General features: G+C 62.8%; 20 protein-coding genes. 9 read left to right on the plus strand and 11 right to left on the minus strand.

From position 1 onward, the window contains the following. Positions 1-204 precede the first annotated feature (204 nt). From J8I29_RS28810 to J8I29_RS28835, 6 genes are all read right to left on the minus strand, one after another. The gene (locus tag J8I29_RS28810; RefSeq protein WP_105860096.1) at positions 205-1023 is read right to left on the minus strand and encodes an SDR family oxidoreductase; all 819 of its coding nucleotides are present in this window, start codon (positions 1021-1023) and stop codon (positions 205-207) included. Between the two features lie 27 nt (positions 1024-1050). Further along, positions 1051-1860: an aldolase/citrate lyase family protein gene (locus J8I29_RS28815; RefSeq protein WP_209434293.1), complete on the minus strand. Its 810-nt coding sequence runs from the start codon at positions 1858-1860 to the stop codon at positions 1051-1053. A gap of 31 nt (positions 1861-1891) precedes the next feature. Then, positions 1892-2623: an amino acid ABC transporter ATP-binding protein gene (locus J8I29_RS28820; protein ID WP_209434294.1), complete on the minus strand. Its 732-nt coding sequence runs from the start codon at positions 2621-2623 to the stop codon at positions 1892-1894. Continuing rightward, the gene (locus J8I29_RS28825) at positions 2604-3260 is read right to left on the minus strand and encodes an amino acid ABC transporter permease (protein ID WP_209434295.1); all 657 of its coding nucleotides are present in this window, start codon (positions 3258-3260) and stop codon (positions 2604-2606) included. Before J8I29_RS28825 ends, J8I29_RS28820 begins: the two co-directional genes overlap by 20 nt. Next, positions 3257-3979, minus strand: coding sequence for an amino acid ABC transporter permease (locus J8I29_RS28830; protein ID WP_209434296.1), 723 nt, complete (start codon positions 3977-3979; stop codon positions 3257-3259). The genes J8I29_RS28825 and J8I29_RS28830 overlap by 4 nt, the downstream gene beginning before the upstream one ends. A 64-nt stretch (positions 3980-4043) precedes the next feature. Then, on the minus strand, positions 4044-4856 hold the full coding sequence (locus tag J8I29_RS28835; RefSeq protein ID WP_105860091.1) for a transporter substrate-binding domain-containing protein: 813 nt from the start codon (positions 4854-4856) through the stop codon (positions 4044-4046). A 402-nt stretch (positions 4857-5258) separates the two neighbouring features. Between J8I29_RS28835 and J8I29_RS28840 the strand changes: the two genes are divergently transcribed. Both J8I29_RS28840 and J8I29_RS28845 read left to right on the plus strand, forming a co-directional pair. Beyond that, entirely contained in the window at positions 5259-6005 is a 747-nt protein-coding gene (locus tag J8I29_RS28840) for a FadR/GntR family transcriptional regulator (RefSeq protein WP_181160945.1), read from the plus strand. Beyond that, entirely contained in the window at positions 5998-6660 is a 663-nt protein-coding gene (locus J8I29_RS28845) for an RraA family protein (protein ID WP_209434297.1), read from the plus strand. Before J8I29_RS28840 ends, J8I29_RS28845 begins: the two co-directional genes overlap by 8 nt. A 177-nt stretch (positions 6661-6837) precedes the next feature. Here J8I29_RS28845 and J8I29_RS28850 read toward each other — a convergent pair whose 3' ends face one another. Next, entirely contained in the window at positions 6838-7713 is an 876-nt protein-coding gene (locus J8I29_RS28850) for a DeoR/GlpR family DNA-binding transcription regulator (RefSeq protein ID WP_209434298.1), read from the minus strand. Positions 7714-7805: 92 nt separating this feature from the next. On the opposite strand from J8I29_RS28850, the gene J8I29_RS28855 reads away from it, so the two are divergent. From J8I29_RS28855 to J8I29_RS28880, 6 genes are all read left to right on the plus strand, one after another. Continuing rightward, on the plus strand, positions 7806-8030 hold the full coding sequence (locus J8I29_RS28855; RefSeq protein WP_209434299.1) for a hypothetical protein: 225 nt from the start codon (positions 7806-7808) through the stop codon (positions 8028-8030). Between the two features lie 489 nt (positions 8031-8519). Continuing rightward, on the plus strand, positions 8520-9803 hold the full coding sequence (locus J8I29_RS28860; RefSeq protein WP_209434300.1) for an extracellular solute-binding protein: 1284 nt from the start codon (positions 8520-8522) through the stop codon (positions 9801-9803). A 62-nt stretch (positions 9804-9865) separates the two neighbouring features. Then, positions 9866-10807: a sugar ABC transporter permease gene (locus tag J8I29_RS28865; protein ID WP_245197477.1), complete on the plus strand. Its 942-nt coding sequence runs from the start codon at positions 9866-9868 to the stop codon at positions 10805-10807. Next, positions 10804-11637, plus strand: coding sequence for a carbohydrate ABC transporter permease (locus J8I29_RS28870; RefSeq protein ID WP_209434301.1), 834 nt, complete (start codon positions 10804-10806; stop codon positions 11635-11637). The genes J8I29_RS28865 and J8I29_RS28870 overlap by 4 nt, the downstream gene beginning before the upstream one ends. Positions 11638-11640: 3 nt before the next feature. Then, positions 11641-12729: a sn-glycerol-3-phosphate ABC transporter ATP-binding protein UgpC gene (gene ugpC, locus J8I29_RS28875; RefSeq protein ID WP_209434302.1), complete on the plus strand. Its 1089-nt coding sequence runs from the start codon at positions 11641-11643 to the stop codon at positions 12727-12729. Between the two features lie 77 nt (positions 12730-12806). Next, positions 12807-13535: an SDR family oxidoreductase gene (locus J8I29_RS28880; RefSeq protein WP_105860084.1), complete on the plus strand. Its 729-nt coding sequence runs from the start codon at positions 12807-12809 to the stop codon at positions 13533-13535. A 322-nt stretch (positions 13536-13857) separates the two neighbouring features. Here J8I29_RS28880 and J8I29_RS28885 read toward each other — a convergent pair whose 3' ends face one another. Genes J8I29_RS28885 through J8I29_RS30205 form a run of 4 tightly spaced genes read right to left on the minus strand, consistent with a single transcriptional unit; the run spans position 13858 to position 16899 of the window. Then, positions 13858-15063 (minus strand): MFS transporter, encoded by a 1206-nt coding sequence (locus tag J8I29_RS28885; protein ID WP_209434303.1) that lies wholly within the window; start codon positions 15061-15063, stop codon positions 13858-13860. A gap of 13 nt (positions 15064-15076) precedes the next feature. Further along, positions 15077-15898 carry an aldo/keto reductase gene (locus J8I29_RS28890; RefSeq protein ID WP_209434304.1) on the minus strand — a complete coding sequence of 274 codons (822 nt, stop codon included), beginning with the start codon at positions 15896-15898 and terminating at the stop codon, positions 15077-15079. 18 nt (positions 15899-15916) lie between these two features. Then, complete coding sequence (locus J8I29_RS30200) at positions 15917-16468, minus strand: LLM class flavin-dependent oxidoreductase (RefSeq protein WP_348536201.1); 552 nt, start codon at positions 16466-16468, stop codon at positions 15917-15919. A gap of 29 nt (positions 16469-16497) precedes the next feature. After that, on the minus strand, positions 16498-16899 hold the full coding sequence (locus J8I29_RS30205) for an LLM class flavin-dependent oxidoreductase (protein ID WP_245197478.1): 402 nt from the start codon (positions 16897-16899) through the stop codon (positions 16498-16500). An 88-nt stretch (positions 16900-16987) separates the two neighbouring features. Here J8I29_RS30205 and J8I29_RS28900 point away from each other — a divergent pair, with 88 nt between their 5' ends. Continuing rightward, positions 16988-17896 carry a LysR family transcriptional regulator gene (locus J8I29_RS28900; RefSeq protein WP_105860079.1) on the plus strand — a complete coding sequence of 303 codons (909 nt, stop codon included), beginning with the start codon at positions 16988-16990 and terminating at the stop codon, positions 17894-17896. The last annotated feature ends 33 nt before the right edge of the window (positions 17897-17929 follow it).

The raw sequence follows: 17929 nt of genomic DNA on the forward strand, positions 1-17929 counted from the left end.
GTGCGCGTGCTCGAGCACCGCCAGGGCGTGCGGCTGGCCTGCCCGGAGGAGATCGCCTTTTCCAGCGGCTGGATCGACGCCGATCAACTGCGCCATCTCGCCAGAAAGGTCGAAAACAGCGCTTACGGCAAATATCTCCTGCGCGTGCTGGAAGAAGCATCGCTCCTGTGGTGAGGCCACTCCTGTTCTTCAGCCCGGCCGCGCTCACCAGGCGGTGAAGCCGCCGTCGACCACGACGTTGGACCCTGTCATGTAGGACGAGGCGTCCGAGGCGAGGAAGCGGATGACGCCATTATATTCGTCGATCTCGGCCTGGCGTCCCATCGGTACACGTTCGAGGAAGGCATCGATGAATTCCTTGTCGAAGCTCGCGGTCTTGACGCCGCCGAAGGAGATCAGGTTGACGCGCACCTTTTTAGGCGCCCAGTAGGTGGCGAGGTAGCGTGTGAGATTGACCAGGCCCGATTTCGAGGCAGCATAGGACACCGCCTTGACGAAGGGCACGCCGTCCCGCTTCTCACGATAGGCGTAGAGAGCCTGGTTGGGCGAGACGATACCGTAGATCGAGCCCACATTGATGATCGAGCCGCGGCGTTCGCCTGCCATGCGGCTGCCGACGACCTGGCTCGTCAGCATCACGCCGGTGAGATTGGTATCGATGATCTCGTCCCAGTATTTCTGCGGATAGTCCTCGAAAGGCGCGTTCTGCTCGGCGGAGCCATCCGGCTTAGAGTCGATGCCGGCATTGTTGACGAGGACATGCGGCACTCCCCAATCGGCGATCAGCCGGTCTGTCGCTTCCTGAAGAGCCGCCTTGTCGCGGACACTCGCCTCGTAGACGCGGATACGGTCGGTCAAGCCGGGAAACTTTTCCGCCAGCTTGTCACTCGCGAAGGGGCGGCGGCTGAAAATCGCCACCCTGGCGCCGGCTTGCGCCAGGGATCTGCTGAATTGGGTGCCGAGCTGGCCAAGGCCGCCGGTGACGACAACGACACGGCCGTCCACGCTGAAAGGATCGCTCATGATCTCATACTCCGGATGTCTGTGGCTTCAGGCCGTCTTGGCGGCAGTGTCGATCGCCTCGCGGGCGCCGCGGCAGCCTGCATTGAGGAACATCACGTCGTTGCCCATGATGATCATATCGACGCCCTTCTTCCGGAGGGCGATCACATTCTCGGCGACGGGCGGAATGCAGGGTGCCATGACCTTGATGCCGCGGGCATGGCATCTCTCGACCAGTTCCGCGAGTTTTTCCTCCACCTCCGGATGCGACATGGAATAATCGATCGAGATCTGGCGGGAGATGGAGTAGTCGGCCGGCCCGAAATTGATGACGTCGATGCCCTCGACCTCGAGGATCTCATCCATGTTGTCGAAGAACTCGTAGCTCTCGGCCATCGGTATCACGAGGCGCGTCGCGTTCTCGTGCTCCATATATTTCGACCATTGGAAGCCCGGCCCGGCGAAGCCGGCGGCGCGGCATGACGCATCGCCTCCGCGCCGCCCGATCGGCGGGAACTTGGCCGCCTTCACGATGGCGCATGCCTGGTCGGCGTTGTTCACCTGCGGCACGATCACGCCGGTGGCGCCGAACTCCAGCGACTTGCGGATGTCCCATTCATTGGTGCCACGCACGCGCACCAGCGGCGCGATGCCGGAAAGCAGCGCGGCGAGCACGAGCTTTTCCATCTGACCGTCCACATTGACCGGCGTGTGCTCGGCATCGATGAAGGCGAAATCGAGCCCCCAATTGGCGGCGACTTCGACGGCCGTGGTCGAACCGGTATACATGGTGGCGCCGAACACGGGCTCCCCGCGCTTCATCTTGGCGGCTAGATCGGTATTTTCGGGCGGTGCCAAAGGTCTTCTCCTGATTTGCAAAGGCTGGAAATCACTTGAGGTCCGGAGCGATGAAGCCGCGGAGCTCGGGTGTGCGTGGATTGGCGAAGATGTCTTCCGACCGTCCCTCTTCCCAGACGGTGCCCTGATGCATGAAGACGGTGCGGTTCGCGACGCGGCGGGCAAAGCCCATCTCATGGGTCACCAGCAGCATGGTCATGCCGGCCCTGGCGAGTTCGGAGATGGTCTTGAGCACTTCGCCGGTGAGTTCGGGGTCGAGTGCCGAAGTCACCTCGTCGAACAGCATCACCTTGGGTTTCATCGCGAGCGAGCGGGCGATGGCGACACGCTGCTGCTGGCCGCCGGACAGCTGGTCCGGATAGGCGCCGGCCTTGTCGGCGAGGCCGACGCGGGCGAGGACCTCGTGCACCAGCGCGGCACACTGTTCGCGCGGCAGGCCTTTCACCACCCGGGGGGCCAGTGTGATGTTCTCGGCGACATTGAGATGCGGAAAGAGGTTGTAGCTCTGGAAGACCATGCCGACCTCCCGCCGCAGCGCGCGCAGATTGGCGCCGGAGCGATCGACCTTGTGGCCGGCGACCTCGATGGCGCCCTCCTGGAACTGTTCGAGCCCGTTGATGCACCGCAGCATCGTGCTCTTGCCGGAGCCGGAGCGGCCAATGACGGCGACCACGTCGCCATTGGCCACGGTAAGGTCGATGCCTTTCAGGACGGTCAGGGCGCCATAGGACTTGCGAAGATTCTCAATGCGTAGCGCCAGCATGCTTCCTCTCCTTCAAGGCTTCGCTCCACCAGGACAGCGGGTAGCAGACGGCGAAATACATGACCGCCACGGTCAGGAAGACGTGGAAGGGCTGGAAGGTCATGTTGTTGAGGAGCTGGCCTGCCCGGGTCAGTTCCACGAAGCCGATCAGGGCCGTCACCGAGGTGTTCTTGACGACCTGCACCATGAAGCCGGCCGTCGGCCCGAGCGCGATGCGCATCGCCTGGGGCAGGATGACGTAGCGAAGCTTCTGCACCGGCGTCAGCGCCAGCGAGTCGGCTGCCTCCCACTGGGTGCGTGGAATGGCCTCGATGCAGCCGCGCCAGATATCTGCGAGATAGGCCGTGGCATACATGGTAAGCGAGATGGCCGCCGCCGCGAAGGGCGGAAAATAGAGACCGAGGAAGCTCAGCCCGTAAAAGACGAGGAATACCACGATCAGGAGCGGGGTTGCCTGTACGAGCTGGATATAGACGGCGACGATCGCCTTGAGCCACCGCGGCCCGAGTGCGCGGCCGAGAGCAAAGACGAGGCCGAAGACGCCGCCACATACAAAGGTCAGGACCGACAGGCCGGCCGTCCATGTCAGGCCATGGAGGAGGAAGACGACGCTGGGCCATCCGAAGGTCTGGATCATGCGCCGCCCTCCCTCGTCTCGAGCTTGAGCACCGCGCCGGCGAGGCCCGTCTGCGGATCGCGACGCCGGAAGAGCCACAAGCCGATCAGCCAGTAGACCAGGCGAAAGCAGAAGGTGATGCAGATGTAGATTGCCGCGACCACCAGGAAGGTCTCGAGGCTGCGGAAGGATTGGGATTCGATCTTCGAGCCGGCGAGCGTAAGTTCTGTCGCGGATATCGAGGAGGCGATCGACGTGCCAAGCAGCGTGAGAGTGAGCTGGCCGGTGAGAGCCGGGTAGATCACTCGAAGGGCCGGTATGATGATGATGTAGCGCATCACCTGCAGGCGCGAGAGGCCAAGGGCGAAGCCGGCCTCGATCTGCGTGCGGGGGATTGCGAGAAGGCCGGCGCGGAAGATTTCCGCCGAATAGGCGCCGAGATTGAGCGAGATCGCCACGATGGCGGCATGATCGGCACTGAGGCGAAAGCCGACATAGGGCATGCCGAAGAACAGCAGGAAGAGCTGGACCAGCAACGGCGTGTTGCGGAAGGCTTCGACATAGGTGGCAGCGGCGGCAGCGCCCCACCGCGGCCCATTCACCCGCGTCAGCGCAACGCCAAGTCCGATGGCAAGCCCGATGGCGATCGATTCCGCCGACAAGACGATCGTGTTGATCGTTCCGTGCACGAGATCGGGCGCCCGGGCGAACACCGGCGCGAAATTCATCTCATAGGCCATTGCAGGCTCTCCCTGGCGGTGCCGGGTCAATCCCCCGGCACGCCTGGATGCATCCCGGAGAAGGTCAGAAGGTCGGCAACTTGCCGCCGGGGATGGGGACGCCGACCCATTTCTTGTGCAGCCCGTTGAGACGGCCGGTGATCTCTTCGTAGTAGATGAAGTTGTTCAGCCACTGATGCAGTTCGCCGGCATCCTTGCGCACGGCCATGGACCAGTAGAGCGTGAAGATCGGCACCTCCGCCTTGACCTCGAGATTGGTGAGGTTTCGCTTGGCGATCACGTCGTTGGCGACGGTCGCCACCGCAGCGGTCGCGTCGACCTGCCCGGAGATCAGGGCCTGCATGGCGAGTGCGTCGTCGTCGAAGCGCACCACCTCGGCGCCTTCGATGTTGTAACCGCTGACGGCGGCATCCTGCGTGCTGCCCTTGGGCACGGAGATACGTTTGCCCTTGAGGTCGTCGAGTGACTTGAGGGGCATGTCCTTGGCCGCCACGAAACGCATTTCGTAGGCACCATAGGGATTGGTCATAAGGAATGTCTTGGCCCGTTCGGGGGTGGCCGTCATATGGGCGATCAGCAGGTCGACCCGCCCCGATTCCAGTGCGGCAGCGCGGGAAGCGTTGTTGACGGGAACGATTTCGAGCGTGGTCCCGAGATTCTTGGCGACCTCGCGGGCAAGGTCCACCAGGAACCCGTCGGTATTTCCCGAGGAATCGACGGTGTCGTAGGGCGGGATGCCCGTCAGCACACCGATGGTGACCTTGCCTTTCTTCACGAGATCGGCCGTGGTCTGTGCGTGGGAAAATGCAGCCGGAGCCGTGAGCAGGCACGCCAATCCAAGCGTGGCCACGGCGCGGCGCAAGAGCCGTCCAATCATCGATCCTTCCTCCCTCTCTTCGCGGCGCGCTTTCCGGACTGTTTGGTCCAAATGCTGGCTGCTCGCTCTCCGGCGTCCGGGATCGCAGACCCGGCGCGGTTGTTTTCGGGGCGGCTGCTTGGGCCGTCCACTCTTGACATATGACTTATGTCATGAGTTATTGTCAATCAACTTAAGCGCGCGGCTTCCAGAAAGCCGCCCGCGGCAAGGCGGCGCACCGGCATGTAGCGCAGCCGGACAGGGAGGCAGGTTTGCAGGACGCAGAATCAATTTCGGCCAGGCGACGAAGCCTGCGCTTCTCGATCGCCGCAGCCGCTGTTGCCTGAGGCCGCAGACGGATAAGCGCCGGATCGCTCCCCGCTTGACGTGCGAGCGATATCTCGCCCAATGAAGAAGGCCTGGATGTCCACGAACAACAATAAAAGTCGCGACAAGCTGCACTCTTCGGTCGCCGCTGCCTTCGAGGCGCAGATCCTCTCCGGCGAACTGCCGATCGGCGAACATCTTCCCTCGGAAGGCGACATCGCCCGCGAATTCGGCGTATCGACGCGTTCGGTGCGCGAAGCGATGCAGATCCTCGAGACCAAGGGCCTGGTGCGGCGCCGGCATGGCGGACGCACCAGCGTGGTGCGGGCCGACGTCGGCGAATTCATGGGAACGCTGGCCGTCACCGTCCGCCAGCTTCTGTCCAGCGATCCCGACTATCTCCTGCAGTTGATGGTCGCGCGCCGCATGATCGAGACGGAGGTGCTGGGCATCCTGACGGCCCGGGAAACTCCCGTGAACGAGGAAGTGACGGCGGCACTCGACGGCATGCGCCGCGCCCGTGATGCAGGCGATTTCACCGGCTTCACGGTGCAGGACGCGGCCTTTCACCTCGCTCTCGTCCATTCGGCCGGAAACAAGATCCTGTCGCTGTTCTACGACAATCTCTACGGCCTCATCACGGATGCCATCGCGGTTTCCAGCCGTGTGCCGACCAAGTCGCTGGAGGCGGCCTATGCGGAACACGAAGACATTTACACCATGATCTGCAACCGCGACGAAGCCGGCGCCACGGCGCTGCTGCGCGCCCAGATCGACAACAGCGCCGCTTATCTCCGCGTCGCCATAGAAAACGCCAACCGCAAAGAAGAAAACGATGCCTGACTTCGACTATTCTGACACCGACTGGGATTCGATCGCCCGCCTGCGCAAGTGGTACTCCGGCGACGTGCACGATTCGATGGAACATCTAGGCCTGTGGGGCCACCTCGAAGGCATTTCCCTGCTTGGCAGTCTGCAGGCGGGCGAAGTGGTGTGCGGTCCCGCGGTGACGGTGCAGTTCGAGCCCTCCCACCGCAAGGGCGAGCCGCAGGACGTTTATCACAAGGCCATCGACAATGTTCCGGAAGGGGGCATCCTGGTCTGCGAGGCGTCCTGCGCCGGGGGCTCCTGCTCAGGGGAACTGATGAGTTCGGGAGCCAAGGCTCACGGCGCCGCCGCCACGATCGTCAACGGCACGGTCCGCGATCTCGCCCAGGTGAGAGCACTCGGCTACCCCCTGTTCGGCACGGCGGCCAGCCCCGTCGGTGTCACCGGAAAGAAGGAGCCGAAACAGTCCCAAGTCCCCGTGAGGATCGGACGCGTCACCGTCAGGCCCGGCGACGTGATCTTCGGCGACATCGACGGGGTCGTGGCCATCCCCAGGGAACGTCTACGCGAGGTGGCCGACGCTGCCGACGCACTGGGGCGAAACGAGGCCGAGGCTCGTCGGCGAATTCTGGCTGGCGAAAAGCTCCAGGAGATCTGGCCCGTCGCGTGACGAGGCCAGATTTCGCATTCGGGATCCGATACCGGCGGGTCATAGAGCTTGCAGGGCAGACACGGACTACGTGGCGGCTTTCCACCGCTCGGGTTCAAACCGCAGGTAAGGGACCATCCTCCCCTGAACGCGAGGCGATTTTCCGGAAAATAGAAGGAAGCTTCTCCCACGCCCTCTCTACCGAAGCGTTTGCGACCCAACCGCTTCGCTCCCCCGCCCATCGGTGTGACGAAAGGGCCTGCCTTCCGAGCGTTGCACCGGTACCAGCGTCACAGGCCTCTCGGCTGCACGCAGAGGCGCCAGGGCTTCGTCGGCCACCGCGTCGTCGGTGATGATCTCGTCGATCTCCGAAACTTCGCAGAGGGTGCAGAAGCTCGGCGACCTGAATTTGGAGCTGTCCACCAGCAGGATCTTGCGTCCCGCCGATGCGATCATGGCCCGCTTCAGCGAGGCCACCTCCAGTGACGCCTCGGTCAAGAGGGTGCCGGTAACGGCCGATGCCCCCATGAGACAAAGATCGGCGTGCAGCGTGCGAATAAAGCTCTCGCCGGGTTCTCCAGCAAGATGCCTATAGCCGGCGCGAATGCTTCCACCAGGCATGATTGTCCGCCAGGACCTGATGTCCGCGGCGAAATCCGCGATTTCGAGGCTATTCGTCACGATCGTAAGAGGAAGGTCCCGCTCGGCAGCAGCCCGCACAGCCTCCATCACTGTCGAGGAACTGTCCAAAATGACGCTGTGCCCAGCACTTAATCGAGACGCGGCCTCCCGCCCGATTGCCAGCTTCTCGGCGCGTTGCAGCTGGGCGTTAAGCGAATTCTCTCGCTCGAAGGTCGCCCGCGCGGGCTGAACCAGATGAGCGCCGCCATGGGTTCTCTCCAGATAGCCCTTCTCCATCAGGTATTCGAGGTCGCGCCGCGCAGTGGATTGAGACCCGCCTGTTGCATCCGCCAGTTCCTGGACGCTGGCTGCGCCATTCGCGCGCAGATGCTCCAGAATGATCGCCCTGCGCTTTGCAGGAACCATGTCTACCCGTTTGGTCGTTGTTTCCATGGTTCTACCTTGGTTGCCGCCGCAGCTTTCCGGCAAGCGCGCGGGTCTGCGCACTGCCAGCTGCCACTACCAGATCGTCCCCCCCGCAATCCATGATCGAGCAAGACAGGATGATGGCGCTTGTTCCTTCAATTTCTACCATTATCGGTCAACCAATCAACCGTGGCGGCGGCAACCACGCCACCCTTCCGCCAGGAATGATGGATTCTGTATCATCGGCCGCGCACATTTTCTTCTCTTTTGTTCAAAATTTTGCAGAAACGGTCAGAAACAAGGATTCGACACTGGAGACGGCATCCAAGCCGAGCCGGCCCTGAAGGAACAAGATCGCCTTTCAACTTATTCAATTTCGGCATCAATCCCCCAAAAACGAAGATGCGGCGGCGCGTCGAAAGCTTTGGCGTGGCAACTCCCTCAATTTCGCTGCGCTAATTAGATAGAGATTGACAGAATTTGGAATTTTGCTTTTATGACGAGGGAGCCAAAGCAGCGGCCTTAACGAGGACCACCCGGTGTCAGCCAGACGCGATCAGAAACCGGCAAACACCGCCCCCGGCTGCTACGGGCGCTCAGAAATCGTTCTTCCCTGCGACGAAGACCGCGATCTCAGTGCGAGCGCAGGCGACGTCGGCTTCGACTGGCTCCATGGGCCGCCGTCTTGGCGAAACATCGTCGGCAGTATGCCGGTCTCTCGACCACAAGGTCGTCGCGGCCTTGTTTCAACCCGCATATAGCGAGGGAGATCTCGCGCAGTTTCGGCAACGTGCGCACGTCCAAACATAAAAAAACCAGGAGGAGGGAACGTTATGCGACGCAGAGCATTTCTTGGTACAAGCATGCTTGTGTTTGCCTTGTCGACTATGTCGGCATTTGCGCAGCAAAAGGAAGTCACGGTGTGGTCCTGGTTCATCCAGAGCACCATGCAAAAGTCCATCGATGCCTTCGAGAAGGCGCATCCGGGCGTCAAGGTAACCTACACCTACTATAATTATTCGCCAGAATACATAACGGCACTGAAGGCAGCAGCGGCCTCGAACAGCCTGCCTGACGTCATCGGCCTGCAGCCGGGCTCGCTGACGCAACAATACCGAGACAGCTTGGTCCCGATCGACGAGCTCGCCGCGAAGACATGGGGCAAGGACTGGAAGGACAAGGTGTTTGCCGTCAATCGCAAGCAAATGCAGATGGGCAACCCGGCCGGAGACAACAACAACTATATCGTGCCGCAGGAATCTCAGGTTCTCTGCATTTGGTACAACAGAAAACTCTTCGAAAAACTCAAGATCTCCGTTCCCAAGACATATGCCGACCTGAAGGCAGCTTCCAAGGCCCTTACCGATGGCGGCTACATCCCGATGTTCCAGGGCGCCGCCGACGGCTGGCAGAACGAGAACGTGTTCCTGATGCTCGCCAATCAATTTTCACCGGGCATCGTCGACAAGGCTCAGGCCGGCCAGGTCCCCTGGTCGGCCCCTGAACTGGTCTCGGCGATGAAGGCCTGGAAAGGCCTGTTCGACGATGGGATCTTCCAGCAGGGCGCCCTTGGCGCGCATGCCTATCCCACGGGTGCCCAGCTGTTCGCGCAGGGCCGCGTCGGGATGATGGCGCTGGGCTCGTGGTGGATGCAGGAAAGCAAATTTCCACCGCCGCTTTCCGAATATGTCCAGAACATGGATGGCTTCGACTTTTTCTATCTTCCCCCTGCCAAGGACGGCGGAGCCGCGAGCCCGCCGATCGGCGGCATCGACATCGGCTATGGCCTGACGAAGAACGGCGCGAAGAACCCGGAGGCCTGGACCTTCCTCTCAGAGCTGACCAATGGGGTCGGCCTGCAGGAGGCGTTGAACGACCTCAACGATCTTCCGGCCTTCGAGGGGCATGAACCCAAGGGCGACATCACCGATCACGTCAAGCAAATGTCGGCCCGGTTCATGGCCGATCTGCCGAAGGCCGAGAACCAGCGTTTTGCCTCGCCTGCCGTTGCCGAGGCGTTGGATAACGCCCTTGCGGGCGTCGCGGATGGCAGCGTCCAGCCAGAGGCGGCATTGGCCTCCGTGCAGGCTGCGACCGACAAGGCTCTCGGCAAGTAACCCTGCAAACGAAAAGCCTGGGGCTGGGTGCGGCGCTCCCGGTCCTCCCCGGAGAGGAAGACATGGCAGCGAGAACCGGGATGGCGGAATATATGATCGCGACGACGAAGCCTTCGGCTTCGGCGAGACTATTGCGCCTCTACAGTTTCGTGATCCCGGCGGTGGCGTTGTTCGTGGTCTTCATCGCCTATCCGATCCTCTGGGTTCTGGGCCAAAGCGTTTATGTCAAGGACGCAACCGGCGCAGCTTCGCTGAGCCTGTCGGCAAACTACATCGCCGTATTCCGCGACCCGACATTTTGGGTCGTGGTCCGCAACATGGCGCTTTGGGCCTTGATCACCATCCCGGTACAGATGCTGATCGGCGGCTTGCTCGCCTATTTCATCGAACGGCATACGCATCGTTTGCGCGGCTTTTTCCGCACGATGTTCTTCCTGCCCGTGGTGACCTCGGTTTCCGTCGTCAGCCTGGTCTGGGTCCAGATCTACGCGCCCTATTACGGCATTGCCCAGGAATATCTGAAGCATGTCGGCATCGTGATGTCGACTTCGCCCATTGGTGACGCCAAGACGGCGATATACGCCCTCATCATCGTGAATATCTGGCAGTGGACCGGCTTTTCGATGCTGATGTACATCGCGGGCATCGCGAACATGCCGAGCGAAGTCCTCGATGCCGCCCGTATCGACGGCGCCACCGGCTGGCGCCTTGCCGTGAATGTCGTGATACCGATGCTGGCTCCGGCGACCAAGTCGCTGTTGTTGCTCGGCATCATCGGCACGCTGCAAACCTTCCCGATCGTCCATCTGATGACGGGCGGCGGCCCCAACCATGCCAGCGAAGTATTCGGTACCTACATTTTCAAGCAGAGCTTCGTCCTCAACGACAGCGGAGGCGGGGCGGCTCTCTCGGTTATCGTCCTGCTCCTCGCCTTGGCGCTTTCGCTGGTCCAGATCGTCCTCCTCGGCACCCGCCTCACGCCTGCATCGAAGGATCGACCGTGACCAGCCTCACGCGAAGCCAGATCCGCTCCCTTACCATCCACCTCGTGCTGTTCATCGTGCTTGCGCTCTGGATGGTTCCGCAGATCTACATGCTCTCCATCGGTTTGCGGACCCCGGCCCAGGCCTTCGACGCTTCTCTCGTCACCTGGCCCGTCACCTTCGACAATTTCGTGACCGTGATCCGGGACAATCCTCTCAGCAGGATCTTCCTGAACAGCCTTATCGTCACGGTCGCGACCGTGGCGATCGTCGTGGCGGTTTCCTCGCTCTTTGCCTTCGCCTGTGCCGTGCTGCGCCTGAGGGGGACTCTTTTCATCTATACGGCCCTTTTGACCACGCTGATGGTGCCGCTCGCCTCGCTGGTGCTGCCGCTTGCAATCCTTCTGAAGAATTTCGGCTGGATCAACACCTATATCGGCTTGATCATGCCCTATGCCGCGCTTGGCGTGCCCTTTGCCATGGTGATCCTCAAGGCCTTCATGGAGGACTCGCCGCAGGAGCTCTTCGAAGCAGCACGCGTCGATGGGTGCACCCCCTGGCAGACCTATTGGCACGTCGCATTGCCATTGGTGCGCCCCGCCCTGGTCTTCGTGACGATCTGGCAGTTCATCGTGACCTGGAACGAGTTCTTCCTGGCGCTGATCGTCTTGACCAAGGCCGAGATGAAAACGCTCACCATTGTTCCGATGCAGTATTCAGGACTCTACATGGCCAATCCGGGCGCCTTGTTCGCGATCCTCACCTTGATCGCGCTCCCCCTGATCTTCCTCTACGTGCTGGTGCAGAGAGCCTTCGTTCGGGGCCTGCTGGCTGGTGCGGTGAAAGGCTGAGACATGGCCACGCTATCGATCGACAACATTACAAAGCGGTTCGGAAGTTATTCGGTCATACCGGAGCTCTCGCTGACCATCCCCGACGGGGAATTTTGCGTGCTCGTCGGCCCTTCGGGTTGCGGGAAGTCCACGCTGCTGCGGATCATCGCCGGCCTCGAGCCGATTTCATCGGGCCGGATCCTCATCGATGGCGCCGATATGAGTACGGCCGAGCCGACGGAGCGCGGCGTGGCGATGGTCTTCCAATCCTATGCGCTCTACCCGCACATGGATGTCAGGCGCAACATCGGCTTCGGGCTGGAAATTGCCCGCACACCGCGTAGCGAGATCGCGGAGCGGGTCGGGAAGGTAGCGGACAAACTGCGCCTGTCCACCTATCTTCGCCGCAGGCCGCGCGAACTGTCAGGCGGCCAGCGCCAGCGCGTGGCAATAGGGCGCGCTATTACCCGCAAGCCCAAGCTCTTCCTTCTGGATGAACCCCTGTCCAACCTCGATGCGGCTTTGCGTGTCGGCATGCGGCTCGAAATCGCCCGCCTCAAGGCCGAACTCGCATCGACCATGATCTACGTCACCCATGACCAGGTCGAAGCCATGACGCTGGCCGACCGCATCGTGGTGATGAATGCCGGCCGCATCGAACAGGTCGGCCCGCCGCTGGAACTCTATGAGCGGCCTGCCAATCTCTTCGTTGCCGGTTTCATCGGCTCGCCCGCCATGAACCTGCTGAAAGGCAGAGTCGAAGCCCTTGCCGACGGACAGACATCGATTGCGCTGGAGATCGGGGCCCATGTGGTCGCCCCCTCGACCGCAGGCTTGAAGCCCGGCGACCGGGTAACCTTGGGAATCAGGCCGGAGCATGTGTCCTACTCCCTCGAGGGAGGCCCCACCGACTATGTCGGCCAGGCCCATATGGTCGAAATGCTGGGCAGCGACACGTTCATTCACCTGCGTTGCAATGACGAAGCCTTGGTCATCCGCGACAATGCGGGCCGTCGCGCCCATGCGGGCGACAGGATCGCCGTGTCCTTCCCCATAGCGTCCTGCCACGTGTTCAACGCAGCCGGCCTGCGCGTCTCGCACGTGCACTGACCAAGCTGTTTCGCGCCGCCATCGACGCAGCGCGAAGGCACTCGACACGAAAAAGATCTGCAGAAGGAGACATGTGAATGACGGACTTTAACGGGCGCACCATTCTGGTCACGGGCGGTAGCGGCGGGATCGGGGGGGCCACCGTGCGCCATCTCGTCAAGGCCAATGCCAAGGTCATCGCGAGCGGCCGTTCGCAAACTGCGCTGGATGCGATCGCCAAGGAAACAGGCTGCCGCACCCTGGCGTTCGATCTTGCATCGGAAGAGGAGATCCGCGGCGCGCTGGAAGGGCTCGATCTATGGGGGGTCGTCAATTGCGGCGGCTTTGGCGGGGAGATCGCCACCCCGATGGACACCGACATCGCCATTTTCGACAAGGTGATCAGCATCAACGCCCGCGGGGCTCTGATCGTCACCAAATATGCCACCCAGTCGATGGTCCGGCTTGGCAAAGGCGGCGCGATCGTCAATGTCTCCAGCCAGGCGGCCCTGGTGGCTCTCGACGGTCACATCTCCTATGGGTCGTCCAAGGCCGCGCTCGACAACATCACGCGGGTCTCGGCGCTCGAGCTCGGCAAATACAATATTCGCGTCAACAGTGTGAATCCGACCGTGGTCATGACGCCGATATCATCCGGACATTGGAGCCAGCCCCACGTCGCCGAGCCCTTCCTGAAGAACATGCCGCTGGGCCGCTGGGCAACGGAGGACGAGATTGCCGCTCCCATCGTGTTCCTGCTGAGCGATGCGGCATCGATGATCACCGGCGTCTCGCTTCCAATCGATGGCGGCTACACCTGCAGATAAAACGATCCTGGGGCAAGCTCCCCTTGTAAAGCCCCCAAACCACTGGTTAGGCGGTCGCGACGCAGCGCTTCCGCCTCGCCGAGGCCTGCGCTGCAACGATGTCTGGATGAAGCGGGGCAGACCCGGCGTCGTGAAGAAGGCGAACGAGCCGCCCGCGACCGTCGCGGTGCTGCCCGCGAGCGCGCCCTTGGTGATTTCGTCGGTCAGTGAGCGCCCGTCCAGTGCGTAGGCATTGGTCGCAACGAGGTCGCCGTCGTCGACCTCGACGCATTGTCCGCCCATACGGAATGATCTGGTGCTCATATGTGTTTTCCCTGGGATGTCAGGCTTCACACGACTGCAGCGAGGCGCGTGTCCGGCCGAGCATGACGAGCAGCAGGCCCGCGGCAGCCAGCACACCGCCCGCCACCGGCACAGCGGCGTAGCCGAGGCCGAGGCTGATGACGCCGCCGCCGACGGCGGCGCCCAGCGCGTTGCCGAGATTGAAGGCGCCCACATTGATCGACGATGCGAGGCCGGGCGCCTGCGCTGCCGCCTGCATCACGCGCATCTGGACGGGCGGCACGATGGCGAAGGTCGCAGCGCCCCACAGGAGCAGGCCGATCGCCGCACCGACATGACTGGCGAGGACCAGGGGCAGCGCCATCATGATCACGGCCAATGCTGCCAGAAAGATCTTCGTCGCGCCGTCGAGCGACCAGTCGGCAAGCCGGCCGCCAAGACCGTTGCCGATGGTGAAGCCGACACCGATCAGCACCAGGCCTATCGTCACGAAGGTGTCGGAGGCTCCCGTCAGGTCCGCGAGAACCGGGGCAACATAGGTGTAGAGCGTAAACATCGCGCCGGCGCCCATTACCGTCGTCGCCATGGCGAGCAGCACCGTCGGGTGCGTCAGCACGCCGAGTTCGCGCCGCAGATCAGGGACCTTGCCCGTTTCTCCTCTCGGCAACGCCAGCCAGAGCGAGGCGATCGCGATGACGCCGAGAACGGCCGTGCCCGCGAAGGCCATCCGCCAGCCGATCTGCTGACCGATCCAGGTGGCCGCGGGAACGCCGCCGATATTCGCGATGGTGAGCCCCATGAACATGGTGGCGACTGCACTCGCCTGCTTCTCCCTCGGCACCACGCTTGCCGCCACGATGGAGCCGAGGCCGAAGAAGGCGCCATGGTTGAGGCTGGTGACGAGGCGGGCCAGCAGCAGCGTCGTGTAGCCTGGCGCCAGGGCCGAGAGCAGATTGCCGACCGTGAAGATCGCCATCAGCAGCATCAGCGCCGTGCGCTTGCCGAAGCGGCTGAACAGAAGCGTCATCACGGGTGCGCCGACCATGACACCGATGGCGTAGGCGCTGATCAGGAGGCCGGCTGAGGGGATGGACACGTCCACTCCCTGCGCGATGACGGGAAGCAGCCCCATCGGGGTGAACTCCGTGGTGCCGATACCGAAGGCGCCGACGGCCAGCGCCAGCAGCGGCCAGTTGAACCGCCCGGCATCGTCACCGGGCCGAGCATGGGAGACAGATCCGTTCATCGCACAGTCCTCCTCAGTCCCAGGCCGGAGCAAGGCCGGGCGGGCTTACCAGCCGGCCGTCTGGCCGCGCGAGTTTGGCAATCGCCGCCATGTCCGCGTCGCTCAGCGCAAAATCGAAGACCCCAAAATTCTCGGCGACGCGCTCCGGCCTGGCGGTCTTGGACAGCGCGATGTGGCCTTGCTGGATCAGCCAGCGCAGCCCGACCTGCGCGGCGCTCTTGCCGTAGCGGGCACCGATCGTCTGCAGCACTGGATCGCGCGGCACCGCACCGTCGGCCATGCCGAAATAGGCGGTGATGGCGACGCCAGCCGCCTTGGCCGCAACCGCAACGGCCGTCTGGTCGAGATAGGGATGGGCCTCGACCTGATTGGTGACGATCGGCGCCTTGCTCAGCGCGATCGATTCCTTCATCTGAGCAACGTTCTGGTTGCTGACGCCAATGAAGCGCGTCTTGCCGGCGGCCTGGACCGCGTTCAGCATCGCCACCTGGTCTGCGATCGCCACCTTGTTGCCCGGCCAGTGCAGCAAAAGCAGATCGACCTGGTCGACCTTCAGCTTGTCGAGGCTCTCGTCTACCGAAGCGGCGAACTTGTCCTGGCTGTAATTGTCGACCCATACCTTGGTGGTGAGGAACAGATCGTCCCGGCGCGCGCCCGCGGCGGCGAACGCATGACCCAAAGCCGCCTCATTGCCGTAGATTTGCGCGGTGTCGAAATGACGGAAGCCCGCCTCGAGCGCAGCGGGCACGACCGCCTCGACCTCGGCGTCCGACATGCGGAACACGCCGAAGCCAAGCGCCGGGATCTGCGCTCCATGCGCCTTCACGATATCCATGATGTCAATCCTTGTTGTTCAGGCGGCTTGCGCCTCGGATTTGGTGACGAGCGCCGGCATGACATCCGACGCCAGTTCTTCGATGATCTCGGCCGGCGAACGCGCCGACTGCCGCAGATTGATGGCGATGTGATCGACGCCGGCGGTGGCCAGCGCATCGAGATGCGCGATGAGGCCCTTGCGGCCCACGCGCGCACCGAAACGGATCGGCTCCGCCGGGGCATCGGCATCCTCCAGAAGGTCGAGATGGAAGGCGCTGATGAAGGCGCCATGACCGGATGTGGCCTGGCGCCAGCGTGCAGCCTGCGCCGCGATCTTCTCGATGCTGCCGGGATAGACGAAGCGCCCGTCCATAGTGGCGGCGAGCCACTCATCGTCCTGGCGCGCCTGTCCGGCCACCACCATGGGAATGGTCTGCTGGGCTGGGCGTGGCAGGAGGTCGAGGTTGGATATGCGCTCACCGTTCACCGGCAGTCCGCCGGGCTGCCAGGCCGCCCTGAGATAGCTGACCGCTTCTCGGAAGGTTTCGCCGCGCGCCTCGAAATCGAGGCCGAGCAACGGATATTCCACCGGCCGGTCGCCGGAGGCGACACCCAGGATCAGCCGCCCCCCGAAAGCGCATCCACCGACGCCGCTGCTTTCGCCGTCATGAGCGGGTGGCGAATCGGCAGCACCACGGCTGCCGTGCCGAGCGCCACGTTGCGCGTCACGCCGGCGAAATAACCAAGCAGCGTGAAGACATCGTAGACCGAACCCGCATCGCCCATGTTGACGGCATCGAACACCGGCACATCGCGCATCCATACAGCCGCGAAGCCGAGCGCATCGGCCCGGCGGACGAGATGCGTCTGGGCGGAAAGATCGGGAACGCCGCGCGGACGTCCCGCCGCCACTCGCCGAGCTTCGCCGGCTGATGACCAGTCGTTGTCGAGCGGCAACTCAATGCCGAGCGTGAGGCAACCTGGCTTGCGGACCAGATCGAGAGCTGAATTCTTTGACATGGCAGTGAGATAAGGCACACCAGACGGCTTGATAATCCGTCGACGTGCCACATTATCTGTGAAACGAAATCATAGACGGGGTCGCCGCATGGATAATCGCGCCGGTGAGATGCAGGTGTTCCTGCGCGTCGTCGAGGCAGGCAATTTCTCGGAAGCGGCGCGGCTCCTGCGCATGACGCCCTCAACCGTCAGCAAGCTCGTGGCACGGATCGAGGCCCGGCTCGGCGTGCGGCTGCTCGAGCGCTCGACCCGGCGGCTCTCGCTTACCGCGGAAGGGCAGATATACTATGAACGCAGCCTGGCGCTGCTCGGCGAACTCGACGAGGTCGAGCGCGAGCTGTCTCAAGGGGCGTCGAGCACGGGCGGCACCGTGCGCGTGAATACCTCGGTCGCCTTCGGCGTGCTTGCCGTCGAACCGCAATTGCCCGCCTTCTGGCAGGCCTATCCGAATATCGTGGTCGACCTCTCCCTCTCCGACGAGATCGTCGATCTCTATCTCGACCGCACCGATGTCGCGTTTCGTGTCGGGCGGCTTCCTGACTCTGGCATGATGGCCCGCCGCATCGGTGTCGCCCGCCGCAAGATCGTCGCCTCCCCGGCCTATCTCGAGCGGAATGGAACGCCGAGAACCGCCGAGGATCTGGCGCGGCACAATTGCCTCGGCTTCAATTTCCGCCGGGCCGCGCCGGTTTGGCCGCTCAAGGAGAGCGGACGCATCGTCGATCGTGCCGTCAACGGCTCCTTGCTCGCCAATAATGGCGAAACCGTTCGGCGTATGGCACTTGCCGGTGTCGGACTTGCGCGGCTGGGCAATTACCACGCACGAGCCGATCTCGCTTCGGGCAACCTCGTCGAGGTGCTTGCCGACACGGTTGCGGGCGATGAGGAAGAGATTCACGCTGTCTTTCTCGGTGGCGCCCGCCTTCCTCAGCGTGTGCGCGTATTCCTTGATTTCATTGTGCCCCGCCTCCAGTCCTTCCTGAACGAAGACATTTGAGTTCGACATGCTCGCGAGCGAACCGCAGGCGAC

The sequence above is a fragment of the Labrys sp. LIt4 genome (assembly GCF_017813775.1).
Taxonomy (GTDB): domain Bacteria; phylum Pseudomonadota; class Alphaproteobacteria; order Rhizobiales; family Labraceae; genus Labrys; species Labrys okinawensis_A.